The 21,636-nt window shown below is 71.1% G+C and carries 18 protein-coding genes and 4 pseudogenes; 4 read left to right on the top strand and 18 right to left on the bottom strand.

Features of this window, described 5'->3' with window-relative positions:
• Positions 1-250: 250 nt before the first annotated feature.
• The gene (locus CUT83_RS14775; protein WP_101256312.1) at positions 251-961 is read left to right on the top strand and encodes an SDR family oxidoreductase; all 711 of its coding nucleotides are present in this window, start codon (positions 251-253) and stop codon (positions 959-961) included.
• Positions 962-994: 33 nt separating this feature from the next.
• Here the strand turns inward: CUT83_RS14775 and CUT83_RS14770 are convergent, their stop codons facing one another.
• The 8 genes from CUT83_RS14770 to CUT83_RS14735 all read right to left on the bottom strand — a co-directional run bounded on the left by CUT83_RS14770 (position 995) and on the right by CUT83_RS14735 (position 8,701).
• The gene (locus tag CUT83_RS14770) at positions 995-1,663 is read right to left on the bottom strand and encodes a TetR/AcrR family transcriptional regulator (RefSeq protein WP_101256311.1); all 669 of its coding nucleotides are present in this window, start codon (positions 1,661-1,663) and stop codon (positions 995-997) included.
• A 171-nt stretch (positions 1,664-1,834) separates the two neighbouring features.
• Positions 1,835-3,448, bottom strand: a complete 1,614-nt coding sequence (mhpA, locus tag CUT83_RS14765; RefSeq protein WP_101256310.1) for a bifunctional 3-(3-hydroxy-phenyl)propionate/3-hydroxycinnamic acid hydroxylase MhpA — start codon at positions 3,446-3,448, stop codon at positions 1,835-1,837.
• The gene (locus CUT83_RS14760) at positions 3,445-4,215 is read right to left on the bottom strand and encodes an HpcH/HpaI aldolase family protein (protein ID WP_101256309.1); all 771 of its coding nucleotides are present in this window, start codon (positions 4,213-4,215) and stop codon (positions 3,445-3,447) included. The genes mhpA and CUT83_RS14760 overlap by 4 nt, the downstream gene beginning before the upstream one ends.
• Entirely contained in the window at positions 4,212-4,676 is a 465-nt protein-coding gene (locus CUT83_RS14755; protein ID WP_101256308.1) for a nuclear transport factor 2 family protein, read from the bottom strand. Before CUT83_RS14755 ends, CUT83_RS14760 begins: the two co-directional genes overlap by 4 nt.
• Positions 4,677-4,678: 2 nt before the next feature.
• Positions 4,679-5,494, bottom strand: coding sequence for a 2-keto-4-pentenoate hydratase (locus CUT83_RS14750; RefSeq protein WP_240958188.1), 816 nt, complete (start codon positions 5,492-5,494; stop codon positions 4,679-4,681).
• Positions 5,487-6,371: an alpha/beta fold hydrolase gene (locus CUT83_RS14745; RefSeq protein WP_101256306.1), complete on the bottom strand. Its 885-nt coding sequence runs from the start codon at positions 6,369-6,371 to the stop codon at positions 5,487-5,489. The genes CUT83_RS14750 and CUT83_RS14745 overlap by 8 nt, the downstream gene beginning before the upstream one ends.
• Complete coding sequence (locus CUT83_RS14740) at positions 6,368-7,303, bottom strand: 3-carboxyethylcatechol 2,3-dioxygenase (RefSeq protein WP_101256305.1); 936 nt, start codon at positions 7,301-7,303, stop codon at positions 6,368-6,370. Before CUT83_RS14740 ends, CUT83_RS14745 begins: the two co-directional genes overlap by 4 nt.
• 36 nt (positions 7,304-7,339) lie before the next feature.
• Positions 7,340-8,701, bottom strand: coding sequence for an MFS transporter (locus tag CUT83_RS14735; RefSeq protein WP_101256304.1), 1,362 nt, complete (start codon positions 8,699-8,701; stop codon positions 7,340-7,342).
• A 210-nt stretch (positions 8,702-8,911) separates the two neighbouring features.
• On the opposite strand from CUT83_RS14735, the gene CUT83_RS14730 reads away from it, so the two are divergent.
• The gene (locus CUT83_RS14730) at positions 8,912-9,550 is read left to right on the top strand and encodes a TetR family transcriptional regulator (protein ID WP_101256303.1); all 639 of its coding nucleotides are present in this window, start codon (positions 8,912-8,914) and stop codon (positions 9,548-9,550) included.
• A 229-nt stretch (positions 9,551-9,779) separates the two neighbouring features.
• Here the strand turns inward: CUT83_RS14730 and CUT83_RS14725 are convergent, their stop codons facing one another.
• Entirely contained in the window at positions 9,780-10,532 is a 753-nt protein-coding gene (locus CUT83_RS14725) for a DsbA family protein (protein WP_101256302.1), read from the bottom strand.
• A gap of 376 nt (positions 10,533-10,908) precedes the next feature.
• Between CUT83_RS14725 and CUT83_RS14720 the strand changes: the two are divergent.
• Positions 10,909-11,481 (top strand): annotated as a pseudogene (locus tag CUT83_RS14720) (MarR family transcriptional regulator); the annotation flags it as partial.
• A 33-nt stretch (positions 11,482-11,514) separates the two neighbouring features.
• On the opposite strand, the pseudogene CUT83_RS30990 reads toward CUT83_RS14720, so the two are convergent.
• The 6 genes and pseudogenes from CUT83_RS30990 to CUT83_RS14695 form a co-directional block, all read right to left on the bottom strand.
• Positions 11,515-11,759, bottom strand: a pseudogene (locus tag CUT83_RS30990) (hypothetical protein).
• Between the two features lie 11 nt (positions 11,760-11,770).
• Positions 11,771-12,763, bottom strand: coding sequence for an ArsA family ATPase (locus tag CUT83_RS14715; protein WP_101256300.1), 993 nt, complete (start codon positions 12,761-12,763; stop codon positions 11,771-11,773).
• Entirely contained in the window at positions 12,754-13,011 is a 258-nt protein-coding gene (locus CUT83_RS14710; protein WP_093848858.1) for a cory-CC-star protein, read from the bottom strand. The genes CUT83_RS14715 and CUT83_RS14710 overlap by 10 nt, the downstream gene beginning before the upstream one ends.
• A complete protein-coding gene (locus CUT83_RS14705; protein ID WP_101256299.1) occupies positions 13,008-14,708 on the bottom strand; it encodes a carbon starvation CstA family protein in 1,701 nt (566 codons plus the stop codon). Before CUT83_RS14705 ends, CUT83_RS14710 begins: the two co-directional genes overlap by 4 nt.
• A gap of 381 nt (positions 14,709-15,089) precedes the next feature.
• Positions 15,090-15,206, bottom strand: a pseudogene (locus tag CUT83_RS30985) (VOC family protein); the annotation flags it as partial.
• Between the two features lie 377 nt (positions 15,207-15,583).
• On the bottom strand, positions 15,584-16,108 hold the full coding sequence (locus tag CUT83_RS14695) for an RICIN domain-containing protein (protein ID WP_101256298.1): 525 nt from the start codon (positions 16,106-16,108) through the stop codon (positions 15,584-15,586).
• Positions 16,109-16,787: 679 nt separating this feature from the next.
• Between CUT83_RS14695 and CUT83_RS14690 the strand changes: the two genes are divergently transcribed.
• Complete coding sequence (locus CUT83_RS14690) at positions 16,788-18,449, top strand: glycoside hydrolase family 13 protein (RefSeq protein WP_101256297.1); 1,662 nt, start codon at positions 16,788-16,790, stop codon at positions 18,447-18,449.
• A 6-nt stretch (positions 18,450-18,455) separates the two neighbouring features.
• On the opposite strand, the pseudogene CUT83_RS14685 reads toward CUT83_RS14690, so the two are convergent.
• The 3 genes and pseudogenes from CUT83_RS14685 to CUT83_RS14675 all read right to left on the bottom strand — a co-directional run bounded on the left by CUT83_RS14685 (position 18,456) and on the right by CUT83_RS14675 (position 21,480).
• Positions 18,456-20,096: pseudogene (locus CUT83_RS14685) on the bottom strand (nuclease/transposase family protein).
• Positions 20,089-20,667 (bottom strand): IS607 family transposase, encoded by a 579-nt coding sequence (locus CUT83_RS14680; protein WP_101256295.1) that lies wholly within the window; start codon positions 20,665-20,667, stop codon positions 20,089-20,091. The pseudogene CUT83_RS14685 and the gene CUT83_RS14680 overlap by 8 nt, the downstream one beginning before the upstream one ends.
• A gap of 6 nt (positions 20,668-20,673) precedes the next feature.
• Positions 20,674-21,480, bottom strand: coding sequence for a transposase family protein (locus CUT83_RS14675; RefSeq protein ID WP_101256294.1), 807 nt, complete (start codon positions 21,478-21,480; stop codon positions 20,674-20,676).
• Between the last annotated feature and the right edge of the window lie 156 nt (positions 21,481-21,636).

Genomic DNA, 21,636 nt, shown 5'->3' with positions numbered 1-21,636 from the left:
CGCCCCGGGCGCAGGTCCCGTGGGCCCCTCTGCCGCTCAGCGTGTCGGCCTCCGGCCGTTGACGTCCGGCGTGAGGCCGGTTACGTTCGACTAGAATAATAATTCTAGAGGGGCTGCTCCAGCCAGGAAGTCGCCCTGTGGCCGCCGAGCCCGCGCCCGAGCGGGACACCGGCGGCCGCCGCAGCCGCAAGGAGGCGGGCCGCGCGGTCGGCCTGACCGGATCCGGCCCCGTAACCAGGAGTAGTGCAGCATGACCGAAGCGTCCCCCACCGCCCTCGTGATCGCCGGCAGCAGCGGCATCGGCGCCGCCTCAGCACGCGAACTGGCCGCGCGTGGCCACCGGGTGGCGGTGCTGGCGCGCGGCGAAGGGGCGGACGAGCTGGCCGGGGAGCTCGGTGGTCTCGCCATCCGCGGCGACTACACCGAGGCCGGGGTCGTCGAGGCGGCCGTCGGGCAGGTGGCCTCCGCCTGGAGCCGGCTGGACGTGCTGGTCACCAGCGCGGGCCACGGCCCCAAGGGAAAGCTCGAGGAACTGACCGACGAGGACTGGGCCACCGGCTTCGACCTGTACTTCTACAACGTGGTGCGGGCCTGCCGCGCCGCCCTGGCTCCGATGCGCGCGCAGGGCGGGGGCAGCATCGTCAACATCTCCTCGGCCAGCCCCACCGAGCCCTCGCCCCGCTTCCCCACCTCCATGGTCGCCCGGGCCGCGATGACGACCTGGACGAAGCTGTGGGCGGACGAGGTCGCCGCGGACGGCATCCGGATCAACAACGTGCTACCCGGGTACACCGTCGCCGCCCCGGAGTCCGTTCCGGCCGAGTGGACTTCCGCGATTCCGCTGGGCAGGGCCGCCGCCTACCAGGAGGTCGCCCGAACGGTGGCCTTCGTCGCCTGCGACGCCACCTACACCACCGGGCAGAACCTGCGCGTCGACGGCGGGCTCACCCGCGGCGTCTGACTCCTCCTCCCCGCCGGGCGGTTCCGGAAGGTCCTACCGCTCCTCGGCCGCCCGGCGGGCGAAGTCGTCCACCAGGCCCTCCAGCGCCCGCGCCGCCAGATCGGCGTACTCACCGAAGTCCAGGTCCAGGTGCACGTCGGAGTTCGCGTGGACGTAGAAGCCGTCGGTGAACGCCAGGCTCAGCACCGTGAGTTTGGCGGCCATGTCGGGGAAGCGCTCGGCGACTTCGGCGGGGATGGACTCGGTGAGCCGCTGGACGTCCACCTTGAACATCTCCTCCCGCATCCGCAGGTACGCTGCACGGACCTCGCTGTCCTCGCCCAGACCGCCGAGCTGCCTGCTCAACGCCCAGACCGCCGCGGCCTTGAGCAGGGCCTCCTCCTTCGTGTACTGCTTCGGGTCGGCGCCGGACAGGCCGGCGATGCCTCGCGAGAGTTTGCGGCGCAACCCGTCGGGGCCGGAGTGGATCCGCATCCACACCTCGTAGCAGTGCTCGAGCAGGGCGACGAAGAGCTGCTCCTTGCTCTTGAAATGCCAGTAGACCGAGCCGATGGGCAGGCCGGATTCCGTGCTGACGGCCGCCATGGTCGTGCCCTGGTAGCCGTGTTCCAGCGCCAGATCCAGGGACGCCCGCAGGATCTGCTCCCGGCTCCGGTCCGAGCGCGCCTGCCGCGTGCCCTTCGTACCGTTGCCCCGCCTCATGCCCGTCACCCTGTCGCCGCCTGTCGTCCGTGCCCCGCGCTACACCAGCATCGCCATTCTAGAAGGGGGCTACCGACAAGGACGGGGCCGAAGTGGCGCGTTCCTCGCGACCACTTCGGCCCCGCGCACGTCGTACACCGCCCCACCGCGGCCGGAAAGCTCCGCCGCGCGTCACGCGACGCAGGCGGCCTCCAGAACCCGGGCGAGAACGTCGTCGAGCTCCTGGGGCAGGCATTCGGCGGCGATCACATGGTCGGGGCGGAGGACGACCGCGCCGACCGGCCGCGCGTCGAACCAGGCCTGCAGGTTCGACTCACCGCCGAGGTCGCCGACGACGGTGACGCCGGCCGTGGCCTGCTTCCGCGCCCACGGCAGCTGTGCCTTCGGCACCACCTGCACGAGGCGGGCGCCGAGCCGGTCCAGCGCGGCACGCCTCGGGGCCGACAGGAACGCCGTCGGGTCGTTGTTCCAGGTGAGGACCCGCCAACCCTGCCCGGTCGCGTCGTCGAGCAGCATCTCCGCGCCGTCGGCGTCGGTGGCCGTCGGCTGGGGGAATATCGTGCCCGCCAGCCGGGGCACGTCGCGGTCCGGCAGCGACTTGGACACCGGCAGCGGGGTGTGCACCACCACGCCCCGGTCGAACTTCGGCTGCGGCTTGAACGCCTGCCGCTTCTGGGCCTCCCTTTCCTCCGGTGTGCGGCCGGCGGCGATCCGGTCGCGCTCGGCGGCCTTCTGCGGATCGTGGTCCGTCATCTCCTTCGCCATCTGGAGGGAGACGGCCACCATCTGCGTGACGTGGCCCAGCCGTTCGGTCTCGTACGTGTCCAGCAGACCGTCGGTCGAAAGGCCCTTGACGACGGCGGCCAGCTTCCAGCCGAGGTTGAAGGCGTCGCGGATCCCCGAGTTCCAGCCCTGGCCGCCGACGACGGGCATGACATGGGCGGCGTCGCCGGCGAGGAAGATCCGCCCGTGACGGAACCGGCCCGCGATCCGGGCGTGGTGCCGGTAGACGCGGCGGCGGATGATGTCCAGCTTGGACGGGTCCGGAACATGCGGTGCCAGCAGGCCGAAGACGAACGCGTCGTCCTCGACGTCGGCCTCGCCCTCGTCCTCGAAGAGGGTGAACTCCCAGCGCCGGATGCCGTGGGGCAGTGCGATGGAGGCGTAGCTGCGGGCCGGGTCCCCGCCGAAGACGGCGTGGGGCGTGCCGATCGGGTCGTTGGCGACGTCGATCACGATGCCGTCGGTCGGCCGGGTCTCGCCCTCGAACGAGATGCCCAGGCGCTTGCGGGTGGGTGAGGACCCGCCCTCGGCGGCGACGACGTACCGCGCGCGCACCGTCTCGCCGTTCGCGAGGGTGGAGACCACTGCGTCGGCGTCCTCGGACAGGTCCACGACCTCGGCGCCGAAGCGCACGGCGGCGTTGGGGAAGCGGTCGAGGCCGGCGAGCAGCACCCGGTCGACCAGCGGCTGCACGAAGCCGTTGCGGCGCGGCCAGCCGAACTCGCGCGTCGTCGGGTTCACTTCGGACAGGATCATCCGGTCGCCATTGATCATGTAGATCTTCTGGTCGGGGATGGTGTGGGGGAGCACTTCGCCGACGAGGCCGGCGGTCTGCATCGCGCGCAGCGCCTCGTCGTCGATGCCCACGGCCCGCGGGTAGTCGATGAGTTCGTGCTCCCGCTCGACGACGAGGACGTCGACGCCCTGCTGCCCCAGCAGGTTGGCCAGGGTCAGACCGACCGGACCCGCCCCGACGACGAGAACGTCGCAGGCCTTTTTCATGAGGTGCTCCGTGCGGATCGTGCCGGGTCCAGCCCGGCGATGGTGTCGCCGAACGCGCGGTTCAGCAGGACGAGGTCGATGCCGAGGCCCACGTAGTCGACGAGGCCGTCGGCGAACAGGCCGGCCGCGTACTCCGGCCGGCCGGAGTAGATGCCGAGGGTGACGCCGTGCGCGCTCGTCACCTCCCGCAGGTGGGCGATCGCCTCGCGCACCGGGCCCTCCTCCCAGTCCCCGCGTCCGGGCAGACCGTAGGAGACGGCCAGGTCGGCCGGCCCGATGTAGACCGAGTCCAGGCCCGGGGTCGAGACGATCTCCTCTGCCCGGTCGACCCCGGCCTTCGTCTCGATCTGGGCGACGGCGGAGACCGCCCGGTTGCCCGCCTCGGTGTACGAGTCGCCCGGGTACAGCGCGGGCCGCGAGGGCCCCAGGCTGCGGTTCCCGGCCGGCGGGTACTTGGCCGCGGCGACCAGGGTCTCGGTCTGGGAGCGGGACTCGACGGTGGGCGCGACGATGCCGCGGGCCCCGCTGTCGAGCAGCCGCAGGATCGGCGCGGGGTCCAGCGAGCCCACCCGGGCGTACGCGTACGCGTTGTCCCTCGGGATCGAGCGCAGGATCCCGCAGGCCGCCTCGAGCCCCAGTTCGCCGTGCTGGAGATCGAGGATCACGCCGTCGTACCCGGCGGTCACCGCCCACTCCGGCATCGAGAACGACGGGACCGTCTGGTGGTACAGGACGGGGGCCCGGTCGCCGGGAGCTGCTCGCTTCACTGCGCCTGCCCCTCTTGTCCGGCCACGCGCGCGGCGTGGGCCGCGGCCGCCCGGCCGCCGAAGACCGGCACGATCTCCCGGCGGGCGAACAGCCACCGGCCGTCGACCCTGCGGTAGCGCTCGCGGAACTCGCCGACCGACGCGGGCAGCGTCTGCGGCTCGTTGGTGTCGCGGAAGGTCAGGTACTGCACCGTTCCCTCGACCTCGTCCCCGTCCCACACCAGGCGGATCCCGCCGATGAAGTGACGGCCGACGACGTCCGTCTGCCGGGCGCGCTTGGCCCCCCAGACCTTCATGGCCTCGCGGTCCATGTCGCCCATCGGGCCGACCGAGACGCCGTCCTCGGTGTACAGCTCCCAGGTGGTGTCCGCCCGGTTGTGGTCGAGGCGGTAGAGCATCTCCGTGATGAGCTGCTCGATCTCGACGCGGGTGGTCGCGTCGACGGGACGGTAGTCACTCATGTTCAGCCTTTCGAATCCGCGGTCGCGACCACGCGACCCAGTCCGGTGATGGTGGCGACGCACTCGACGTCGGCGGGCCACGGCTCGATGTAGCCGATGGAGCCCGACAGCAGCACTTCGCCGGCGCGCAGCGGCTCGCCCGTGCGAATCGCCGTCCCGGCCAGCCAGACGACCGCGTTGACCGGGTCCCCCAGCACGTTGCCGCCGACACCTCGGGTGATCTCGGTGGCGCCACCGGTGATGACCATCTCCGCCCGGGGCAGGTCGACCTCGCCGTAGGGGTGCCGCTCCTCGCCGAGGACGACGCCGCTGCAGCCGGCGTTGTCGGCGATGGTGTCGACGATCTGCCCGACCGAACCGTCGTAGCGGAAGTCGACGACCTCGAACGCGGGGGTCACGTAGTCGATCGCCGCCTCCACGCTCTCGCGTGAGGCCTCCAGGACGTCGCTCTTCAGCACGAACGCGACCTCGGCCTCGATGAGCAGGCGGTTGTACGCGGACAGCGGCAGGTGCGTGCCCGAGGCGTGCACCATGTCGTCGTGGATGATGCCGTAGTCGGGCTCGTCGATGCCCACGCGCTGCTGCACGAGGGGGTTGGTCAGGCCGACCTTGCGGCCCACCCGCTTCACACCCAGCTCGCGCTCGCGCAGGGCGGCGAACTCGGCGGAGATCGCGTAGGCCGCGTCGAGGTCACGCTCGGGGAGCCGGGGGCTCACGTACGGCACGGTGTACACGCCGCGCTTGGCTTCGAACAGCTCGCGCGCGATCTGGGTGATGGTCTCCCGGGGGACGCTCACTGCGGTCCTTTCGTCAGGCATGCTTCTCCAGGAAGGCGACCGCCGCGGCGTTGAACTCCGCGGCTCCCTCCCACTGCGGCCAGTGCGCGGCACCGCGGACCAGCAGGTACTCGCCGTCCGGGATCAGTCCGCACAGGCGCTCGCCCTCGGCCTCGTCGCCGGTCGGCTCGTGGTCGGTCCACACCATCAGGGCCGGGACCGGGACCGCCGCGAAGTCCTCGTCCGTCACGCGGTTGCGCCAACGCCGCTCCGGCTCCCGCAGGGCGGACACGTGCGCCATGCTGAACCCGTCGCGGGCGTAGATCGCCCGGCGGACGCGCACGAGCTCGTCGGTGATGTTCTCCGGGTCGTGGATCACGACCTGCAGGCGCTTCCTCACGTTGTCGAAGGTCGGCTCGCTCACCGCCTTGGCGCTCACCGACTGCGTCCGGTCCAGCTGCGGCTCGCCGACCACCCGCCCGCCCGGTGCGGACAGGATCACCGTGCGCAGCCGCTCGGGGTGCTTCGGCGCGAACTTCAGCGCGAGCCAGCCGCCGAGCGACTCGCCGGCGAGGTGCACGCGTTCCAGCGCCAGTGCGTCGAGCAGCGCGATCAGGTGTTCCTCGTAGTCGCGGATCTCCAGCGGGTGGTCGGCCAGTGAGGTGTAGCCGTGGCCCGGGTAGTCGTAGCCGACCACCCGGAAACCGGCTTCCACGAACGCCCGGACGTTCTGCGTCCACGCCTCGATGTGGCCGCTGGTGCCGCTGGCGAGCACGACCGTCTGCGCGTTGGGGCTCGCTCCGGCGATGTCGAGCACCCGGGTGCGGTAGCCGCCCGCGTCCACGTACCGCAGCGAGTGCTCCAGGTCCGCGATCTCTTCCCACAGGGTGGCGAAGTGCGTCTTCTCAGCCCGGCTCATGCGGTCACCGCCGCCTGGACCGCGAAGCCGGCGCCCCACTTCTGGACCGCCCAGTAGCGGTCGACGGCGAAGCGGTAGGGGCCGGCGGTCGACAGCGCGGCGTAGGCGGCGATCCAGCTGCGCATCTCGTGCGCGGCCGAGCCGCCCTCCGCCACGAACCAGCCGTTCTCCCAGCCGTCGACCGGGCCGAGGTCGCCGGAGCGGAGCACGTCGAGGACGAGCGTGTCCCACTCCTCGTTCAGCGGGTCGCTGGGCGCCTTGCCGTCGGCTATCGCCTGAATGCCCTTGACGATCATCTGCTCGCGCTCCCGCCGCTCCTCGGGCGAGGGCGCGTACGCGACCAGGCGCTCGTGCACGGTGCCGGGGGCACCGTCCCAGCGCGGGATCGGCGGGTTGTGGGAGATGCCGCCCGAGGCGAGGAACAGCACCTTCTTGTCGAGGGCCCGGGCGGCCCGGCCGAACGCCTCGCCCATCAGGCGCACCCGCCGCATGGGGGTGAGTGGCAGACCGATCGCGTTCACGAACACCGGAACGATCGGCTGCGTGAAGTTCTTGCCGAACACGAAGTCGAGCGGCTGGACCACGCCGTGGTCGACCTTCATCCGCTCGCTGCGGCCGATGTCGACGCCCTCGGCCAGCACCGCCGCGTGGAGGGCCCGGGCGGCGTCACCGTCGACGGGCAGCGGCCCCGCGGTGGTGCCGTAGTCGCCGATGCCCTCGGCGACCGCGCCGATCGCCCACGGGGTGATCAGCGAGTAGAGCTGGCCGTTGAAGTGGTCGGGCCCGAACGCCACGACCAGGTCGGGGTCGTACCCGGCGACGAACTCCTTCACCTCGTCGATGGCGGCATTGATCTCGGCGAACGTCTCCCCGCCCGGGTCGACGTTGCCGAAGGACGGCGCGTGGGAGAGCGCTGCGACGGCCAGCGGCATGGAAGTGGTTCCTTTCTCGAAAGAGGCGGACGGCCGCTACGCGGACGTACCGGAGAGCGCGGGCTCGGGCCGGGTCTCGGCCGCGTCGGAGCGGCGCTGGCTCAGGTGGAGGGCGAGGATGCAGACGCCGGCGATGAGCATGGGCAGGGAGAAGACGGTGAAGGCCGCGGCCATCCCCCAGCCCGCGTCGAAGGCCGCGCCGCCGATGACCGGCGCCGCGATGCCGCCGAACCGGCCGACGCCGATGACGACGCCGAAACCGGTCGAGCGGGCCAGCGTCGGGTAGAGCGTCGGGACGATCGCGTAGAAGGCGGCGGTGCCCGAGCAGACGAAGAAGGAGGCCGCGAACAGGGTCCACCAGGCGGTGGGCATCCCCGATCCGGCGATGCCGAACAGCGACAGGGTGACGGTGGCCAGGACCAGGAAGACCGGGGCGAGGAGGCGGATGCCGATCCTGCCTCCCAGGTACCCGAAGAGAACGTTGCCGAGAATGCCGCCGATGCTGAAGGCGGTCACGAGCTGCGGGGCCAGCGCCGGGTTGTCGTTGGCCGAGGCCACGCTGGAGGGCGCCCAGTTCGTCATGAAGTAGAAGCTGAGCATGTACGCGACGTATCCGACGATCATCAGCAGCGTGTAGAAACCGGTGCGGCCGGTGAACACGGTGCGCAGCGAGCCCTTGACCTTGACGTTCGTCGAGTCGGGCGCGGGGAGCGCCGTGAGCGCGGGCCGGCGCATCTTCGCCAGGAGTGTGTTGAGCCGCTGCAGGGAGTCCGGGCGACGCCCTTCGGAGAGCCAGGCGAGCGATTCGGGGAGGAGGGCGTACGTGGCGACCGCGGCGATCGCGCTCAGCGCGAACCCGACCCACCAGCCGAACTGCCAGCCACGCGTGTCGAGCATCGGGCCCACGATCATCGAGCCGAGCAGTCCGCCGATGTTGATCGCGGCGGCGTAGACGGCCATCACCAGCGCGTACACGCGCTTGCCCGTGTACTCGGAGAGGATGACGCCGACCACGGCGACCAGGGAGCCGACGCCGATGCCGGTGACGATGCGGCTCACCACCAGAGGCCAGGTCCCGGTCTCCGGCGTCGCGAACGGGCCGATGAACATGCCCACCGCGATCGTCACGGTGGAGATGACACCCATGTTGCGTCTGCCGATGCGGTCGGCGAGCGGCGCGACGATGATCGAGCCCAGGAGCATGCCGATCAGGGCGCCGGACATGACGAGTCCGAGCTCGGCCTTGGAGACCCCGAACCCCTTCTCGATGTACGGGGCGGCGAACGACGTGAGCGAGACGTCGTAGCCGTCGAGCACGACCAGAGTGATCGCGATGACGATGGCGCGGACCTGCAGACCGCTCATCTTCTCCTGCGGGACATGATCGGTGATCCTCATACAAGTCTCCCTGTTTCGGGACAGAGCGGACCCGTGCCATCGCAGCGGCCCGCAAGGAGGACATGGAACGCGCACCGAGTCGCGCCCCATCGGCGAAACCTAGAAGTTACGTTCTAGAATCGCCATTACACTGACGAGTGCCTGCGGTCGGTGTCAAGAGTCGGCGTGCATTTGGTAGAACTGCAGTCCGAAGAGGGGTGAGGGGAGCCGATGGCCACGCGGCGGAAGACGCACCGGGCATCCGAGGTGTCGAAGCGGGCGATACTCGAGGCGGTGCTCTCGCGCGCGGTCGAGGCCGGGTACGAGGGGACGACCATGGCCGACGTCGCGCGCGTGTCCGGCCTGCCGATCGGATCCGTCTACTGGCACTTCCGGAACAAGGAGCAGCTCTTCGTCGAGTTGCTGGACTACTGCTTCGAGGTCTGGCGCAGGACCCATGAGTCCGTCGGCGACCTGCGCGAACTGCTGCGCCGCAGCATCAGCGACTCGGCCGCGGCCTCCCGCAGCCTCACCGATCCGGCCGCCGCGTTCTGGAGCATCGGCCTCGTCTTCGCCTTCGAGCGGCGACTGGAGGACAACCTCGCCCGGCAGCGTTACCTCGCCATCCGCAAGGAGATGTTCCAGTTCATCGCGTCCCGGCTGCGCGCCTCCTACGCGGGAGTGACGGACGACGTCGCGGCGGAGCTGGCGCACGACATGGCCGTCATGGGACGGGCCCTCACCGACGGCTTCCGGGTGGCAGCGGCCGCCGGCGACGACACCGACTTCGCCCGGTACGCCGAGCTGGCGGCCGACGCGCTCGAGTCCCTGATCTCCGCTCGCCTGCGGGAGCACGCGGACAGAACCTGACGCCTCGTGCCCGGCGCGGCGGTGCGCGGACCGCGCCTCTCCCCGGGCACCAGCGCCGGGGCACCCCGCCGGGCGTCCCCTCCGGTTGGGGAGAGGGAGTCGGCGACGGCTCCGACCCGGCACCGGCCGCGTCCGGCCGTCATCGCGGACGGCCGGGTACGGATCTCAGCTGCCGGTCCGCCACCGCGGTGGCGGACCGGCAGCTGGGCGAGGCGAAGCGGCCCAGGGGCTACAGGTCGAGGCGTTGCCAGGCCAGCGGCTTGTCGCGGATCTCCTCCAGCAGATCGGCGAAGCCGTCGGTGTCCAGCAGGATCCCGCTGTGCTCCAACGGAATCCGCTTGCCGTTGATCACAGCGGTGGGGGTGCCCGGGCCTTCGGGTTCCTCCTCGCCCCCGGCGCGCTCGTAGGCCTGCTGGGAGGCGGTCACGAAGTCGCGGTACTTCATGGTCTTCACCGCGGTGTCGAATGCCGGGCCGCGCAGACCGTCGATCTGATCGGCGAGTTCCAGCAGGAAGGCGTCGGTGTAGTCGCCGGCGCTGTCCGCGGGCCGGTGTGCGTACAGCACCTCGTGGTACTCGGCGAACCTGTCCTGCTCCAGCGCGGCGCGCAGCGCGTTGACCGCCTTCTTCGAGCCGTCTCCGCCTGCGCGGTCGTCCAGGAACGAGGCCAGGGTGTACTCGGTCTTCGCCTCTCGCCGGATCGTCGCCTCCCGCAGTGCGGGGGCGCCTCCAGTGGCCTCGAATTCCTGGCAGTAGGGGCAGCGCGGGTCCTCGTACAGGTGCACCGTGATGGGGGCGTCCGGGTCGCCCACCGTGATCGTGGTGCCGTCCGCGCCGAGCTTCTCCGGCAGCTCTCCCAGGCTCTCGTACGGGACGCTCCCCCTGGCCGACGGCCCCTCGGTGGCGCCTTGCCCGCATCCGGCCACCGCCAGCGCCGCGGCTGCGCACACCGCGGCCCACCGTCTTCCCCGTGCCCTGTGCATTCGCCCTCCCTGGTTCAGCGGAACCCTAGATCACCGGGCCGGATACCGCACAAGGATTCGCCACCCCGGGGCGGAGCTGCCGTGCCTGCTGCTCCGGCCCGCGGTCGGCCGGAGTCCGACGATCTGCCGGGCGATCTTCCTCATCCGGTCAATGGTGATCCTCGCCCCCGCCCATGGCGTCGCAGACGCGGGCGCTGGAGGCCGACCTTGCTGTGGTTGGTTCTGCCCTGCCTCACCGGTCGGCGTCAGCGCCGGCGAAGTCGGTCATGCTGCTCGCTCCATCGCGGGCCGGTTCCCCGCACTCACGGGGAGCGACCACAGATCGCGGCAGTGTATCGAGCGGTCCTGTGCCGGTGGAGTCGACTGCCGAAGCCAACGGGCCGACCTGGCCCAGCGTGCCACCGAACGCCGCACCCGCCGGCGCGGGCAGGCCGTGCCAGGAGAACCGCAGACGCTCCCGCAGGCCCACGGAGGTGTTTCCGAGGCCGTACGCGAGTACGAGGAGGCATTCGCCGCCGCCTTCATGGCCTCGGGCATGCCGAGGATGATGTCCCGGGTGATGGCCTGCCTCACCCTCACCGACACCGGCAGCCTCACCGCCTCCGAACTCGCCCGGCACCTCCAGGTCAGCCCGACGTCCGTCTCCAAAGCGGTCGCGTTCCTCGACGGCCAGGGTTTCGTCCGCCGGGAGCGCGGCGAACGCCGCCGCGAGCGTTACGTCGTCGACGACGACGTCTGGTACCGGTCGATGATGGCCAGCGCCCGTTCCACCGCCCAACTCGTCGACACCGCGCGGCAGGGCATCGGCGTCCTCGGCCCCGGCACTCCGGCCGCCGCCCGCCGCCCGCCGCCCGCCGCCCGCCTCGAGAACGTCGCCCGATTCCTCGGCTTCGTCAGCGAGAGCATCGCCCGCGCCGCGGAACAGGCCCGCGACGTTCTTCACTCGTAGCCGCCGTCAGCGAGTGGCTGTGCCCCTCGGCCGTCACACGGTGGAATCCACGTTCCACACCGTAGGCAGATCGCTGCCGCAGAAGACGCGGACGAAGTCGTCCTCGCGCACGACGTTGTGTTCCCGGCAGTCGGGGCACACCGCCGGAATACCACCTCGCGGGTGAAGCAGGCCACGTGCTCGCTTCGTCGCGGCGCCGGCCGGAGCACACCGGCTGCGCCGACCACGAAGGTGAGCGGCGCAGACGCCGACCCGGCGCACACCACGGACCGGCGCAGAGTCCCGAATCTTAAGAAGTGGAGTGCCCGAGCCGGTCCGCCAGTGCGGCGAGGGCCCGCGTGCCCACCAGATCCCCCGGCAGCAGCGGCACCTCCAGCAGGGGGACGTCCGGGATCCGCTGCCGCAGCCGGGCGAGGTGCTCGTCCTCCAGCCTCCGCCGGCACTCGAGCAGCTCACCGGCGCCGGCCGGGGAACGGCGGTTGGCGACGAGCGCGGCCACGTCGACACCGAGGCCGGTCAGCTTCTCGTACACCTCCACGGTCTCGGCGATCGGGAGCACTTCGGCGGTCAGTACGAGCACGAATCCGGTCCGCGCCGGGTCCGTCACCACCTCGCGCAGCAGGGAGAAGCGGTCGCGCCGGCGCAGCAGGATGCGGCGCAGCTCGGCGTCGCGGTCGCTGTCCCCGCCGCCGCCGAGGCCGCGCACCGCGGCGCCGAACCGCTCGGACCGGTCGCGGTTGGCGAGCAGGGTCTCGGTCCAGGAGGTGAGCTGTTCGGGCAGCGCGAGCAGCCGCAGTGTGTGGCCGGACGGCGCGGTGTCGAAGACGACCAGGTCGTAGGCCTCCTCGCCGAGTTCCACCGCCTCGGCGATCCGCTCCAGCACCGCTGACTCGTGGGTGCCGGGCGCCTGCCGGGCCAGTTGCAGGTGCCGGGCGGCCGGTGCGTGCATCCGCTCGGGGAGCAGCCGCCGCATCGTCCCGGCGACCGCGGACAGGTGCTGCTCGACCGTGCGTTCCGGGTCGATCTCCAGCCCGTCGACGTGACCGGCCGCCCCGGCCCGGGAGACGAGGTCCCCCGGGCCGGCGAGGCGCACGGGCGCGTCGCCCACAGGGCGGCCCCAGAGATGGCCCAGGTTGTGGGCGGGGTCGGTGGAGACCAGCAGCACGCGGGCGCCCGACCGGGCACGGCCGAGGGCGACCGCCGCGGCGACGGACGTCTTGCCGACCCCGCCCTTGCCGCCGACGAAGACGACCCTGCGCGAGGTGATGAGGTCTAGCAGCACCCGATGTGCTCCAGTGGTGAGCGGTCCATGCCCATACGGCGGTGCCAGGCGTGGAAGTCCTCGTAGAGGGCGGGCATCAGCTCGGCGGTGTAGTACGCCGCCGGGTCCGGCACGCCCAGTGCCTCCGCGAGGACCACCATCCGGAACAGGTCGTCCTCCTCGCGCCGGGCGCGGGCCAGGGTACGCCGGTAGGGACCGGCGTAGAACTCCTCCAGCCCGGCCCGCAGCGAGGCCCAGCGGGACGTCACTTCGTCAGCTCGCCCTTCTCGGTCACATCGGCGTCGAGAGCCTCCGGCGGCTCCCTGGAGGCCCGCCGCATCGCGACGACCGCCTCGAAGGCGACCCACAGGGCGGCGACGATGATGACGAGGTCGATGATCAGCAGCAGCCAGTCCCGAGCTTCGTAGAAGTCGCCGAGCTGCACGACCGCGGCCCAGAACGCCATGACGAACACGACCGCGAGCGGGATCAGCGCGGGCGCCGGATTGCGCCGTTTGCGGATCAGCATGACGGCGACGATGGACAGCGTCAGGGAGGCCAGCAGCTGGTTGCTGGTTCCGAACAGCGGCCAGATGCGCAGGCCGCCCTCGCCCCCGGCGCCCTGGCTGAAGGTGAGTCCCGCACCGACGGCGAGCGTGATGAGCGTGCCGGCGACATTGCCGATTCTCACCTTCGCGACCTCGCCGGCCTCCTGGACGACGAAACGCAGCAGACGCACGCCGGTGTCCATGGTGGTGGCGGCGAACAGGATCGCCATGGTGGCCAGGACCGTGGAGCTCAGCGACACGGGCAGGCCCAGTCCGCTGTTGAGGATCGCGCCGCCGCCTTCGACGAACGCCGCGACGCCGCCCTGGCCGAAGGCGCTGTAGACGGCCTCCCAGTCGGCCAGGGTGCGGTAGCCCGCGACGGCGGCGATGATCGCGCCGAGCGCGAGCAGGCCCTCGCCGACCGCGCCGAAGTAGCCGACGAAACGGGCGTCGGTCTCCTTGTCCAGCTGTTTGGAGCTGGTGCCGGAGGAGACCATGCCGTGGAAGCCGGAGATCGCGCCGCACGCGATGGTGACGAAGAGCAGCGGCACAAGACTCGGGGTGCCCGCGGGCACGGCGTCGTTGAAGGCCGGGGCGACGATCGTCGGAGCGCTCAGCAGTACCGAGGTGAACAGGATGCCGAGCCCGACGAAGAGCTGGACGCCGTTGATGTAGTCACGGGGCTGGAGCAGCACCCACACGGGCAGCAGGGAGGCTATGCCGGCGTAGACGAAGAGGGCGATGATCCAGAAGGTCGCCGGAGACATACCCAGGATCGGGTCGGGCAGCTCCACCGGTACGGCGTCGCCGAGGAGGATCAGGCCGTAGAGCGCTCCGACGCCGATCACGGTGACCAGGCCGAGGCTCATCCTGTAGCGGTAGACCGCCTGGCCGACCAGCAGCGCCACCGCGACCGCGCCCCAGGCGGGGATCACCGCCGAGGGGGTGGAGATCAGCAGATTCTTGATCACCACCGCGAAGGCCGCGACCACCATCAGGAGCAGCAGGAAGATCACGACGAGGAAGAGGTTGGCGCCCCGGCCGCCTATGTAGCGGCCGGAGAGCGTGCCGATCGAGCGGCCCTTGTTGCGCGCCGAGGCCCACAGGGCGCCCAGGTCGTGCATGCCCGCGAAGAAGACCGTGCCGAGGGTGACCCACAGGAACGCGGGCAGCCAGCCCCAGATGACGGCGACCGCGGGGCCGACGATGGGCGCTGCGCCCGCGACCGAGGTGAAGTGGTGTCCCCACAGCACGAACTTGTTGGTCGGGACGTAGTCCACGCCGTCCTGCAGTTCGTGCGCGGGCGTCCGAAAGGACGCGTCGAGCTTGTAGACCCGGTTGCCCAGGAATCTCGAGTACAGGACATATCCGCCCGCGAACATCGCGAGGCCGATCAGGAGCAGGGGAAGTGCATTCATACGAGAGGCCCTCTGAGGTCTGGAATACGGGGTGCCGGTCTGCACGAGACGTGCGCCCGGATGGCGACTGTGCCGCGGCAGCCCTCGGTGAGCAGTTCGCCGAGACGAAGCCTGGCCCCGACCTTCTCGGGGGCACTGCTTCCGCCGTGCACGCCGTGGTCGGCTGCGCCGCCGGCTCCGACATCAATGCCGGATCCACCGATGCCGACCGAAAACGCTCCCTTCATAATCCGTTCATGCTAAGCGACCGGTCAGGCGTTGAGGAGCCCCCGAAGACCGGTGACGGCCAGCACATTCTGGGCGGGCGCCGCGATGCCGCCGAAGGCTCTCGCCGAAGCGGGGAGGGCCGCCCCGTACACCCCTCTCCGCCCGACCCGCGCCGGCCTCGCTGTCGTCCTGGACGTCGCCGGCGTCCTCGTAGGTCACAGCGACGGTGTGCCTGCCGAAGACGGACCGGTAGAAGTCCAGCGCCTCGCGGGCCGAGCCGCGGAAGTTCAGATGCGTGGTGGTGGTGACGGGCGTGGTTCTGCTCCCACCTGGAAGTGAGCCGGAGGAGGCACATGCGGGTGACGGGCGAAACGCCCTGGGCCCCGGTCCTGGACCGCCCTTGCCGCCGGCCTTGGCCGCTTCGACGCGAACCTGCACGTCATCGGCCCGTCGGCCCTCCACTCGATGCTCCGCATCACATGCGCGATCCGCTTGTGGTCGGCCCGCTCGCCGTCCTCGCGAACTCGGCGGTGGCCCCGGGGGGCGTGGCCAGGATCAGGGGTCAGGGCCCAACCGCCGGTGCCAGTCGCCCTCCCGCGTGGTTCCGTGTCTCCGCGGGCGCGGAGACACGGAACCACGCCGTGGCAGAGGCCTTGAGCGGCTGGGCCTCAGGCAGGGTTGATCTTCCACATCTGGACGGTCGCGGAGGTGCCGCCCTGCCGGCGGGTGACGTTGACATGGACGTCGGCCGCGGCCATGCCGCGGTGGGGACCCAGCGCGTAACCGGGGTCGTTCGCGGGGATGATGGTGTGAATGTAGGAGCGGCTACTGGTCTCGCCGATCCACCAGGACTGCCGCGAGTCCGCGTCGGCACAGCGCCTGACCCACACGGCCCCCTCACCACTGCGGTTCGGGTCCTTCTCGTTGGACAGGCAGAACCGCGGGGTGCGGCCGTACGGCTCGCTCGGGGAGATGCTGTAGCTTCCGTCCGTGCGGGGGGTGAGGCGCCAGATGCTGCCGGCGCCGTTGTTGGCCATCGGGTCACGGTCCCAGATCTGGACGCGCTGGCCCTCGCCCACGGTCTGGTGGTCGGTGGACAGATACCAGTTGCTGGCGTAGTTGCTGATGATCACATCCTGGCCCACCGGGAGTGCGGCGTGGGCCGGCGATACCGACAGCCCCACGGTGGCCATGGCGGCCACCGCAACGGTCAGCAGAGTCCGAAAACGCCCTCGGAACAGCAAGATCTTCTCCGTCCCTTCCATGATCGACATCGGCGGCTGCCCAGTGCAGCCCCCGCGGTGACCAACCTGCCTCCGCGAGGGCTGCCCCGGTCAGAGCGCGGACGACCGCGCGAGGAGCACACGCGTGCCGCCCTCTGCGCACGGAAGCGCGCGTCCGGGACGACCAATCCCGCCGATCGAGTGAGAACCGGCTTCCAAGCGCATCACCCACCCCCGCACCCGGATTCTCGGCGCCTGCCGAAGCGCACATCCGCCGCCTCACTCGGGGCATGGTCGCTTCGGCGAGCAGGGCTTCCCACCGGGTGTCGCAGCCGTCGCCGTCGGCGTCACTCCGGTGGCGGAACCTTCCCCGCTCCAAGCCACCGCGGGGCTCCCACGCGGTCTGGAGCCGGGGGGAGGGCCTCGGCCGGTCCCAGCCCCTCCCCACCCCACCGGTTTCCTCCGCGGACATCTTCGGCGGCGGGACGGGCAGACAGTTGTGGAACAACTTCCACTGACGGGCCGCTTGCGGACCCGGCACCACCCGCGCGGTGATCTCGGGTACCGCCCCCCGGCGCGGGACCCGGCGCGGGCGCCGTCAGGCGACCAACCCCTCGTCCGACATCCCGATCACGCCCTGAGGAGAGACGTGGCATTCGCCCGGACCACCGCCGACTGGTGGCGCGACGCCGTCATCTACGAGGTGTACATCCGCAGCTTCGCCGACGGCGACGGCGACGGCATCGGCGACATCGAAGGAGTACGGCAGCGCCTCCCGTACCTCGCCGGACTCGGCGTCGACGCGCTGTGGCTGACCCCCTGGTACCCGTCCCCCATGGCCGACGGCGGCTACGACGTCGCGGACTACCGGGACATCGACCCGGTCTTCGGCACGCTGGAGGACGCGCGGGCGCTGGTGGAGGAGGCACACGAGCACGGCCTGCGCCTCCTCATCGACATCGTGCCGAACCACACCTCGTCCGCGCACGCGTGGTTCCGCGAGGCACTGTCCGGCGGGCCCGGTTCCCCCACCAGGAAGCGTTACATCTTCCGGCCGGGACGCGGCCCCGGAGGCGAACTGCCGCCCAACAACTGGAGAAGCGTCTTCGGCGGCCCCGCCTGGACGCGGATCACCGAGCCCGACGGCTCCCCGGGCCCGTGGTACCTGCACCTGTTCGCCCCCGAGCAGCCGGACCTGAACTGGGACGACACCGCGGTGCGGGCCGAGTTCGAGTCGGTCCTGCGCTTCTGGTTCGACCGCGGCGTCGACGGAGTGCGCATCGACGTGGCACACGGCCTGGTGAAGGCGCCCGGTCTGCCCGACATCGGCTCCCTCGACGGCAAACTCCTCGAAGGGGCGGGCGGCCTGGACCATCCGCACTGGGACCGCGAGGAGGTGCACGAGATCTTCCAGGGCTGGCGGAACGTCGCCGACGCGTACGACGATCCCCGCGCGTTCGTCGCGGAGGCCTGGGCGGGCTTCCCCGAGCGGCTGGCCCGCTACGTCCGCCCCGGCGAACTGCACACCGCGTTCAACTTCGACTACCTGATGGCGCCCTGGCGCGCCGACCACCTGCGCCGCGTCGTCGACGAGTCCCTCACCGCGCTCGGCGCGGTCGGCGCACCGGCCACCTGGGTGCTGTCCAACCACGACGTCGCCCGGCACGTGTCCCGCTACGCCAGGCCGCAGCCGGACGGACCGGTGCGCTCACTTTCGGACCTGCGGGGGCCCGCGGACCTGCCACTCGGCACCCGCCGGGCCAGGGCGGCCGCCCTGCTCACCCTCGCCCTGCCCGGCGGCGCGTACCTGTACCAGGGAGAGGAACTGGGCCTGTGGGAGGTCGAGGACCTTCCCGAGGAGCTGCTCCAGGACCCCACCTGGCAGCGCTCCGGGCACACCGACCGGGGGCGTGACGGCTGCCGTGTCCCACTGCCGTGGAGCGGGGACGGCCCGCCGTTCGGCTTCAGCCCCGACGGCGCCGGGAGGCCGCCCTGGCTCCCGCAGCCCGTCGCCTGGAAGCCGCTGACGGCCGAGGCCCAGGACCGCGATCCGTCGTCGATGCTGAACCTGTACCGGTCGGCGCTGGCCCTGCGCCGCAACCACCCAGCCCTCGGGGACGGCACGCTCACCTGGGACAGCGCCCCGGACGACCCGGTGCTGTCGTTCGTCCGCACCCCCGGGTTCCGGTGCGTGGCGAACCTCTCCGGCGATCCGGTGACGCTGCCGGCCCACAGCGAGGTGCTCCTGGCCGGCGAGGAGTTGGAAGGGGGCCGTCTGCCGGGCGACACGGCGGTGTGGCTGGCCCTGTGACCGTTCCTAAACAGTGTCCGGGAGTGACATCTGATGCCAGCTCCCGGAACTGCGCGCATCCCGAACGGTGTTGGATGCGCTGGGTTCCCGCGTTCGCTGTTCCCCGATCCGGCGACGTGCATCGTGTGCGCGCTCCGTGACGGGTGGGCGGGTTCCCTCACGCTCCCGGCCACCACGGTCGGCCTGGGCGGTCCGATGCCCACGACGATCACTCCGGTCGTCGTGGGGCGGTGCCGTCCGTCGCCGGACCGGGTGCCCGAGGGCGCGTCGCCCGATCGCGATACCGGCGGCATCGTGTCGGGACATCTTCCTGTTCTTCGAGGTGAGGGGCTTGGCCCAGTGCTGTGCTCCCCACATCGACGTGTATGCCGGATCGACGGCCACGATCGACAGGCCGTGCTCGGCGGCCATGGAGACGAGCCGGGCCTTGAGCCTGCCGGTGGGGATGCCGCAGACGAGCTGCCGGAACCGCTTGCGGCGCCCGTGCTTCTCACGGGTCTTCTCGGCGGTGAAGTCCAGGTTTTCCAGGCCGATGGCCTTCACCCCGCACCGGCCTGTCCAGTGCAGCAGCCGGCTGATGGCGTGCCGGATCTGGGCGTCTCGGTGGCCGGCCGGGCCGGTGAGGTCGTAGAAGAACCGGCGCGGGTTGCCGATCGGGTTGCCGTGCCGGTCGAGGTGGTAGGCGGCGAAGTGGTCGGCGTTGGTGTCCACGCCGATCATGCCCTGAGCGCGGGCGGTGTCCAGCGGAACCGTCTTGACGACGGGCCTTTGCCAGGAGGCCGTCAGGTACCAGCGTCCGCGTTCCACGTCCCGGTGGATGCGGTAGGCCACAGCCCGGTTGCCCTCGATCCGGTCGCGCCACTCCGTCCCTCGGTGGGCGAAGACGACCTTCGAGGCGAGGGCGTACCGGCCGTGCCGGGCGTTCGCCAGGTGGGCCAGCGGTGCGGGCAGCTTGATGGAGACCTCGCCCTCGGGGGTGACGCGGATGGTCTCGTTCCCGTACCGCTTGCCGGACTCGCCGTCGGCGCGGAGGAACCAGCGCTCGGCCTCCCACCGCTCGCGCCACGCGGTCTCGGTGAGCTGGGCGGCTTGGAGGTTGTGACGGTTGTTGAGGAGCTTCTGGCCGCCGCGCACGACGTGCACGACACCGGCCTCACGCTCCGCACGGACCACATCGAGGCGGTGTTCCAGCGTCGCCAGACGGCGGGACTTGTGGAACCACTCGCCCCTGGACCGGTATCCGCCCGGAGCACGCCCGGTGCCCTTCTCCCCGATCGGCTGCGACAGGCGGTGCGTCAGCGTGCGCACGCCGGCCTCAAGACCTTGGGTGTGGGCGAGTTGGCAGCGCCGGGAGAGCGCCCACTGATCGTGGGTGGCCTTCGTGATCGCCCCGGCCCACCGCGACGACGAGGAGGCCGTCAGCCCCTGCTTGCGGGCCGCCCACGTGTCCGTATCGTGCTCCAGGCCGTCGGCGCACCGGGTCTTGAGGTCGAGGGAAGCCAGGCGCCCCAGGTGTTCGCCGACGAGTCGCAACACCTTGTCGTCCACGTCGGTGAGGTGCTTGAGGCGGTCACGTACCGCCACCCCGGACGGCCCCGGCGCGACGAACGGCGCCCCGATCGGTCGCAGCCTCTTGGGCTCACTCACCGGCGGCAGCCGCCTCCAGGGCCTTCTTCGCCCGGTTCTTCGCCGAGCGACGCCCGTACCGGCGGGCGCAGAACCACGTCAGCACCTCCGCCATGTCGCGCACGAGGTCGTCCTCGGCTTCGCCCTCGTCCAGCACCACCAGGCGGCGCCCGGAGGCGGACAGCGCGGCTTCGACCAGTTCCACGTTCATCCGCCCGAGGCGGTCTCTGTGCTCGACCACGACCGTGGTCACGGCGGGGTCCGCCAGCAGCCGCTTCGCCTTCGAGCGAGCGCCGTTCATGCCCGACCCGATCTCGGACTCGATACGGACGACCTTGTGACCGGCCTTCGCCGCCCACGCCGACAACCGGGCGGTCTGCCGCTCCAGGTCCGGCTTCTGATCATGGGAGGAGACGCGGGCGTACAAGCCCGCGCCACCGGTCACGGCGGGTGAGGTGTTCGCCTCGATGTTCACCAGGATCGTGCGAGGCCCCACGCGTTCCGCGGGGACCGGCAACGTGCCCTCACGGAACCAGCGGTACGCCGTGCGGGGCGCAATGCCCTGTGCGCGTGCCCATTGAGGTTTTCTCATCGGTGATCACTTCCAGATCCCGTTGAGAACGAGAGCTGCTCTGGCGATGTCGCCGATCCGGTTGGGGCTGAGCGTGACGTGCTGCAGGGCCCGCCATCGCTGCTTGAGTTCGGCGGCAGTGCGCTCGCCCAGGGCCCGGACATGCCGCAGCAGCATGTTGAGCATGCGGGTATCGGCGTGAAGTGCCTGCTCGGACTGGCCCTTTGGGCGGCGGACCGGGATGCGGATGCCGATGCCCGCGCCGATGTAGCCCTTGTCCGCCAGGGTCGGAAGGCCCTCGGCGGCCTTGTAAAGGGCGGGCAAGGCGTGCAGGCGGGCGGCGGTGATGTCGGGGACGCTGCCGGGCTCGACGTCGGAGACCCACAGGGGGGTGCCGTCCGGAGCGGACAGGAACTGGATGTTGCCGCCGAACGCCTTGTGCTTCTGGCTGAACCACAGGTCGTTACCGTTGTCCCGGAGGCCGGCGAGGCGGTCGGACTCGATCAGTGTGCCGTCGAGGATCACGTGTGTCATGCCTTCACCTCGGCAGCGGGAGAGGACCTCGTGCAGGTCCGGGGCCTGGGCGGAGAGGACGTCGATGCCTTCGTGCAGGTAGCGGTAGCCGGTGGCCTGGGAGATTCCGGCGTCACGGGCCAGGCAGTGCACGCAGCCGCGCTCGCGGAACCAGCGCAGAACCAGTACGGCCTGGCGGAACGGGCCCAGCGCCCGCGAGCCGCGCGGCGTGCCGATGCGTCGTCGGTGTGCGGCCAGCAGGCGGGACAGGTACTCCACGACATGGCGTGGGACGTCGAGCGTGGCAACATAGGTGACCAACGTGAAGCCTCTGGTGGTTACGGACATGATCTTGTGGTGAGACCTGTCCTACCAGGGGCTTTACGTCTGTCCAGAGCCGGGGCCGCCCGGCCCGATCCACCCGGACCTGCACCGATCAGCCCACTTCGCGGAGATCATTTCGCTGAGAAAACCTCA

It is taken from the genome of Streptomyces barkulensis (genome assembly GCF_002843305.1).
Taxonomy (GTDB): domain Bacteria; phylum Actinomycetota; class Actinomycetes; order Streptomycetales; family Streptomycetaceae; genus Streptomyces; species Streptomyces barkulensis.
The sequence above is the reverse complement of the archived record's forward strand: the minus strand, read 5'-3'. Positions and strand labels throughout refer to the sequence as shown.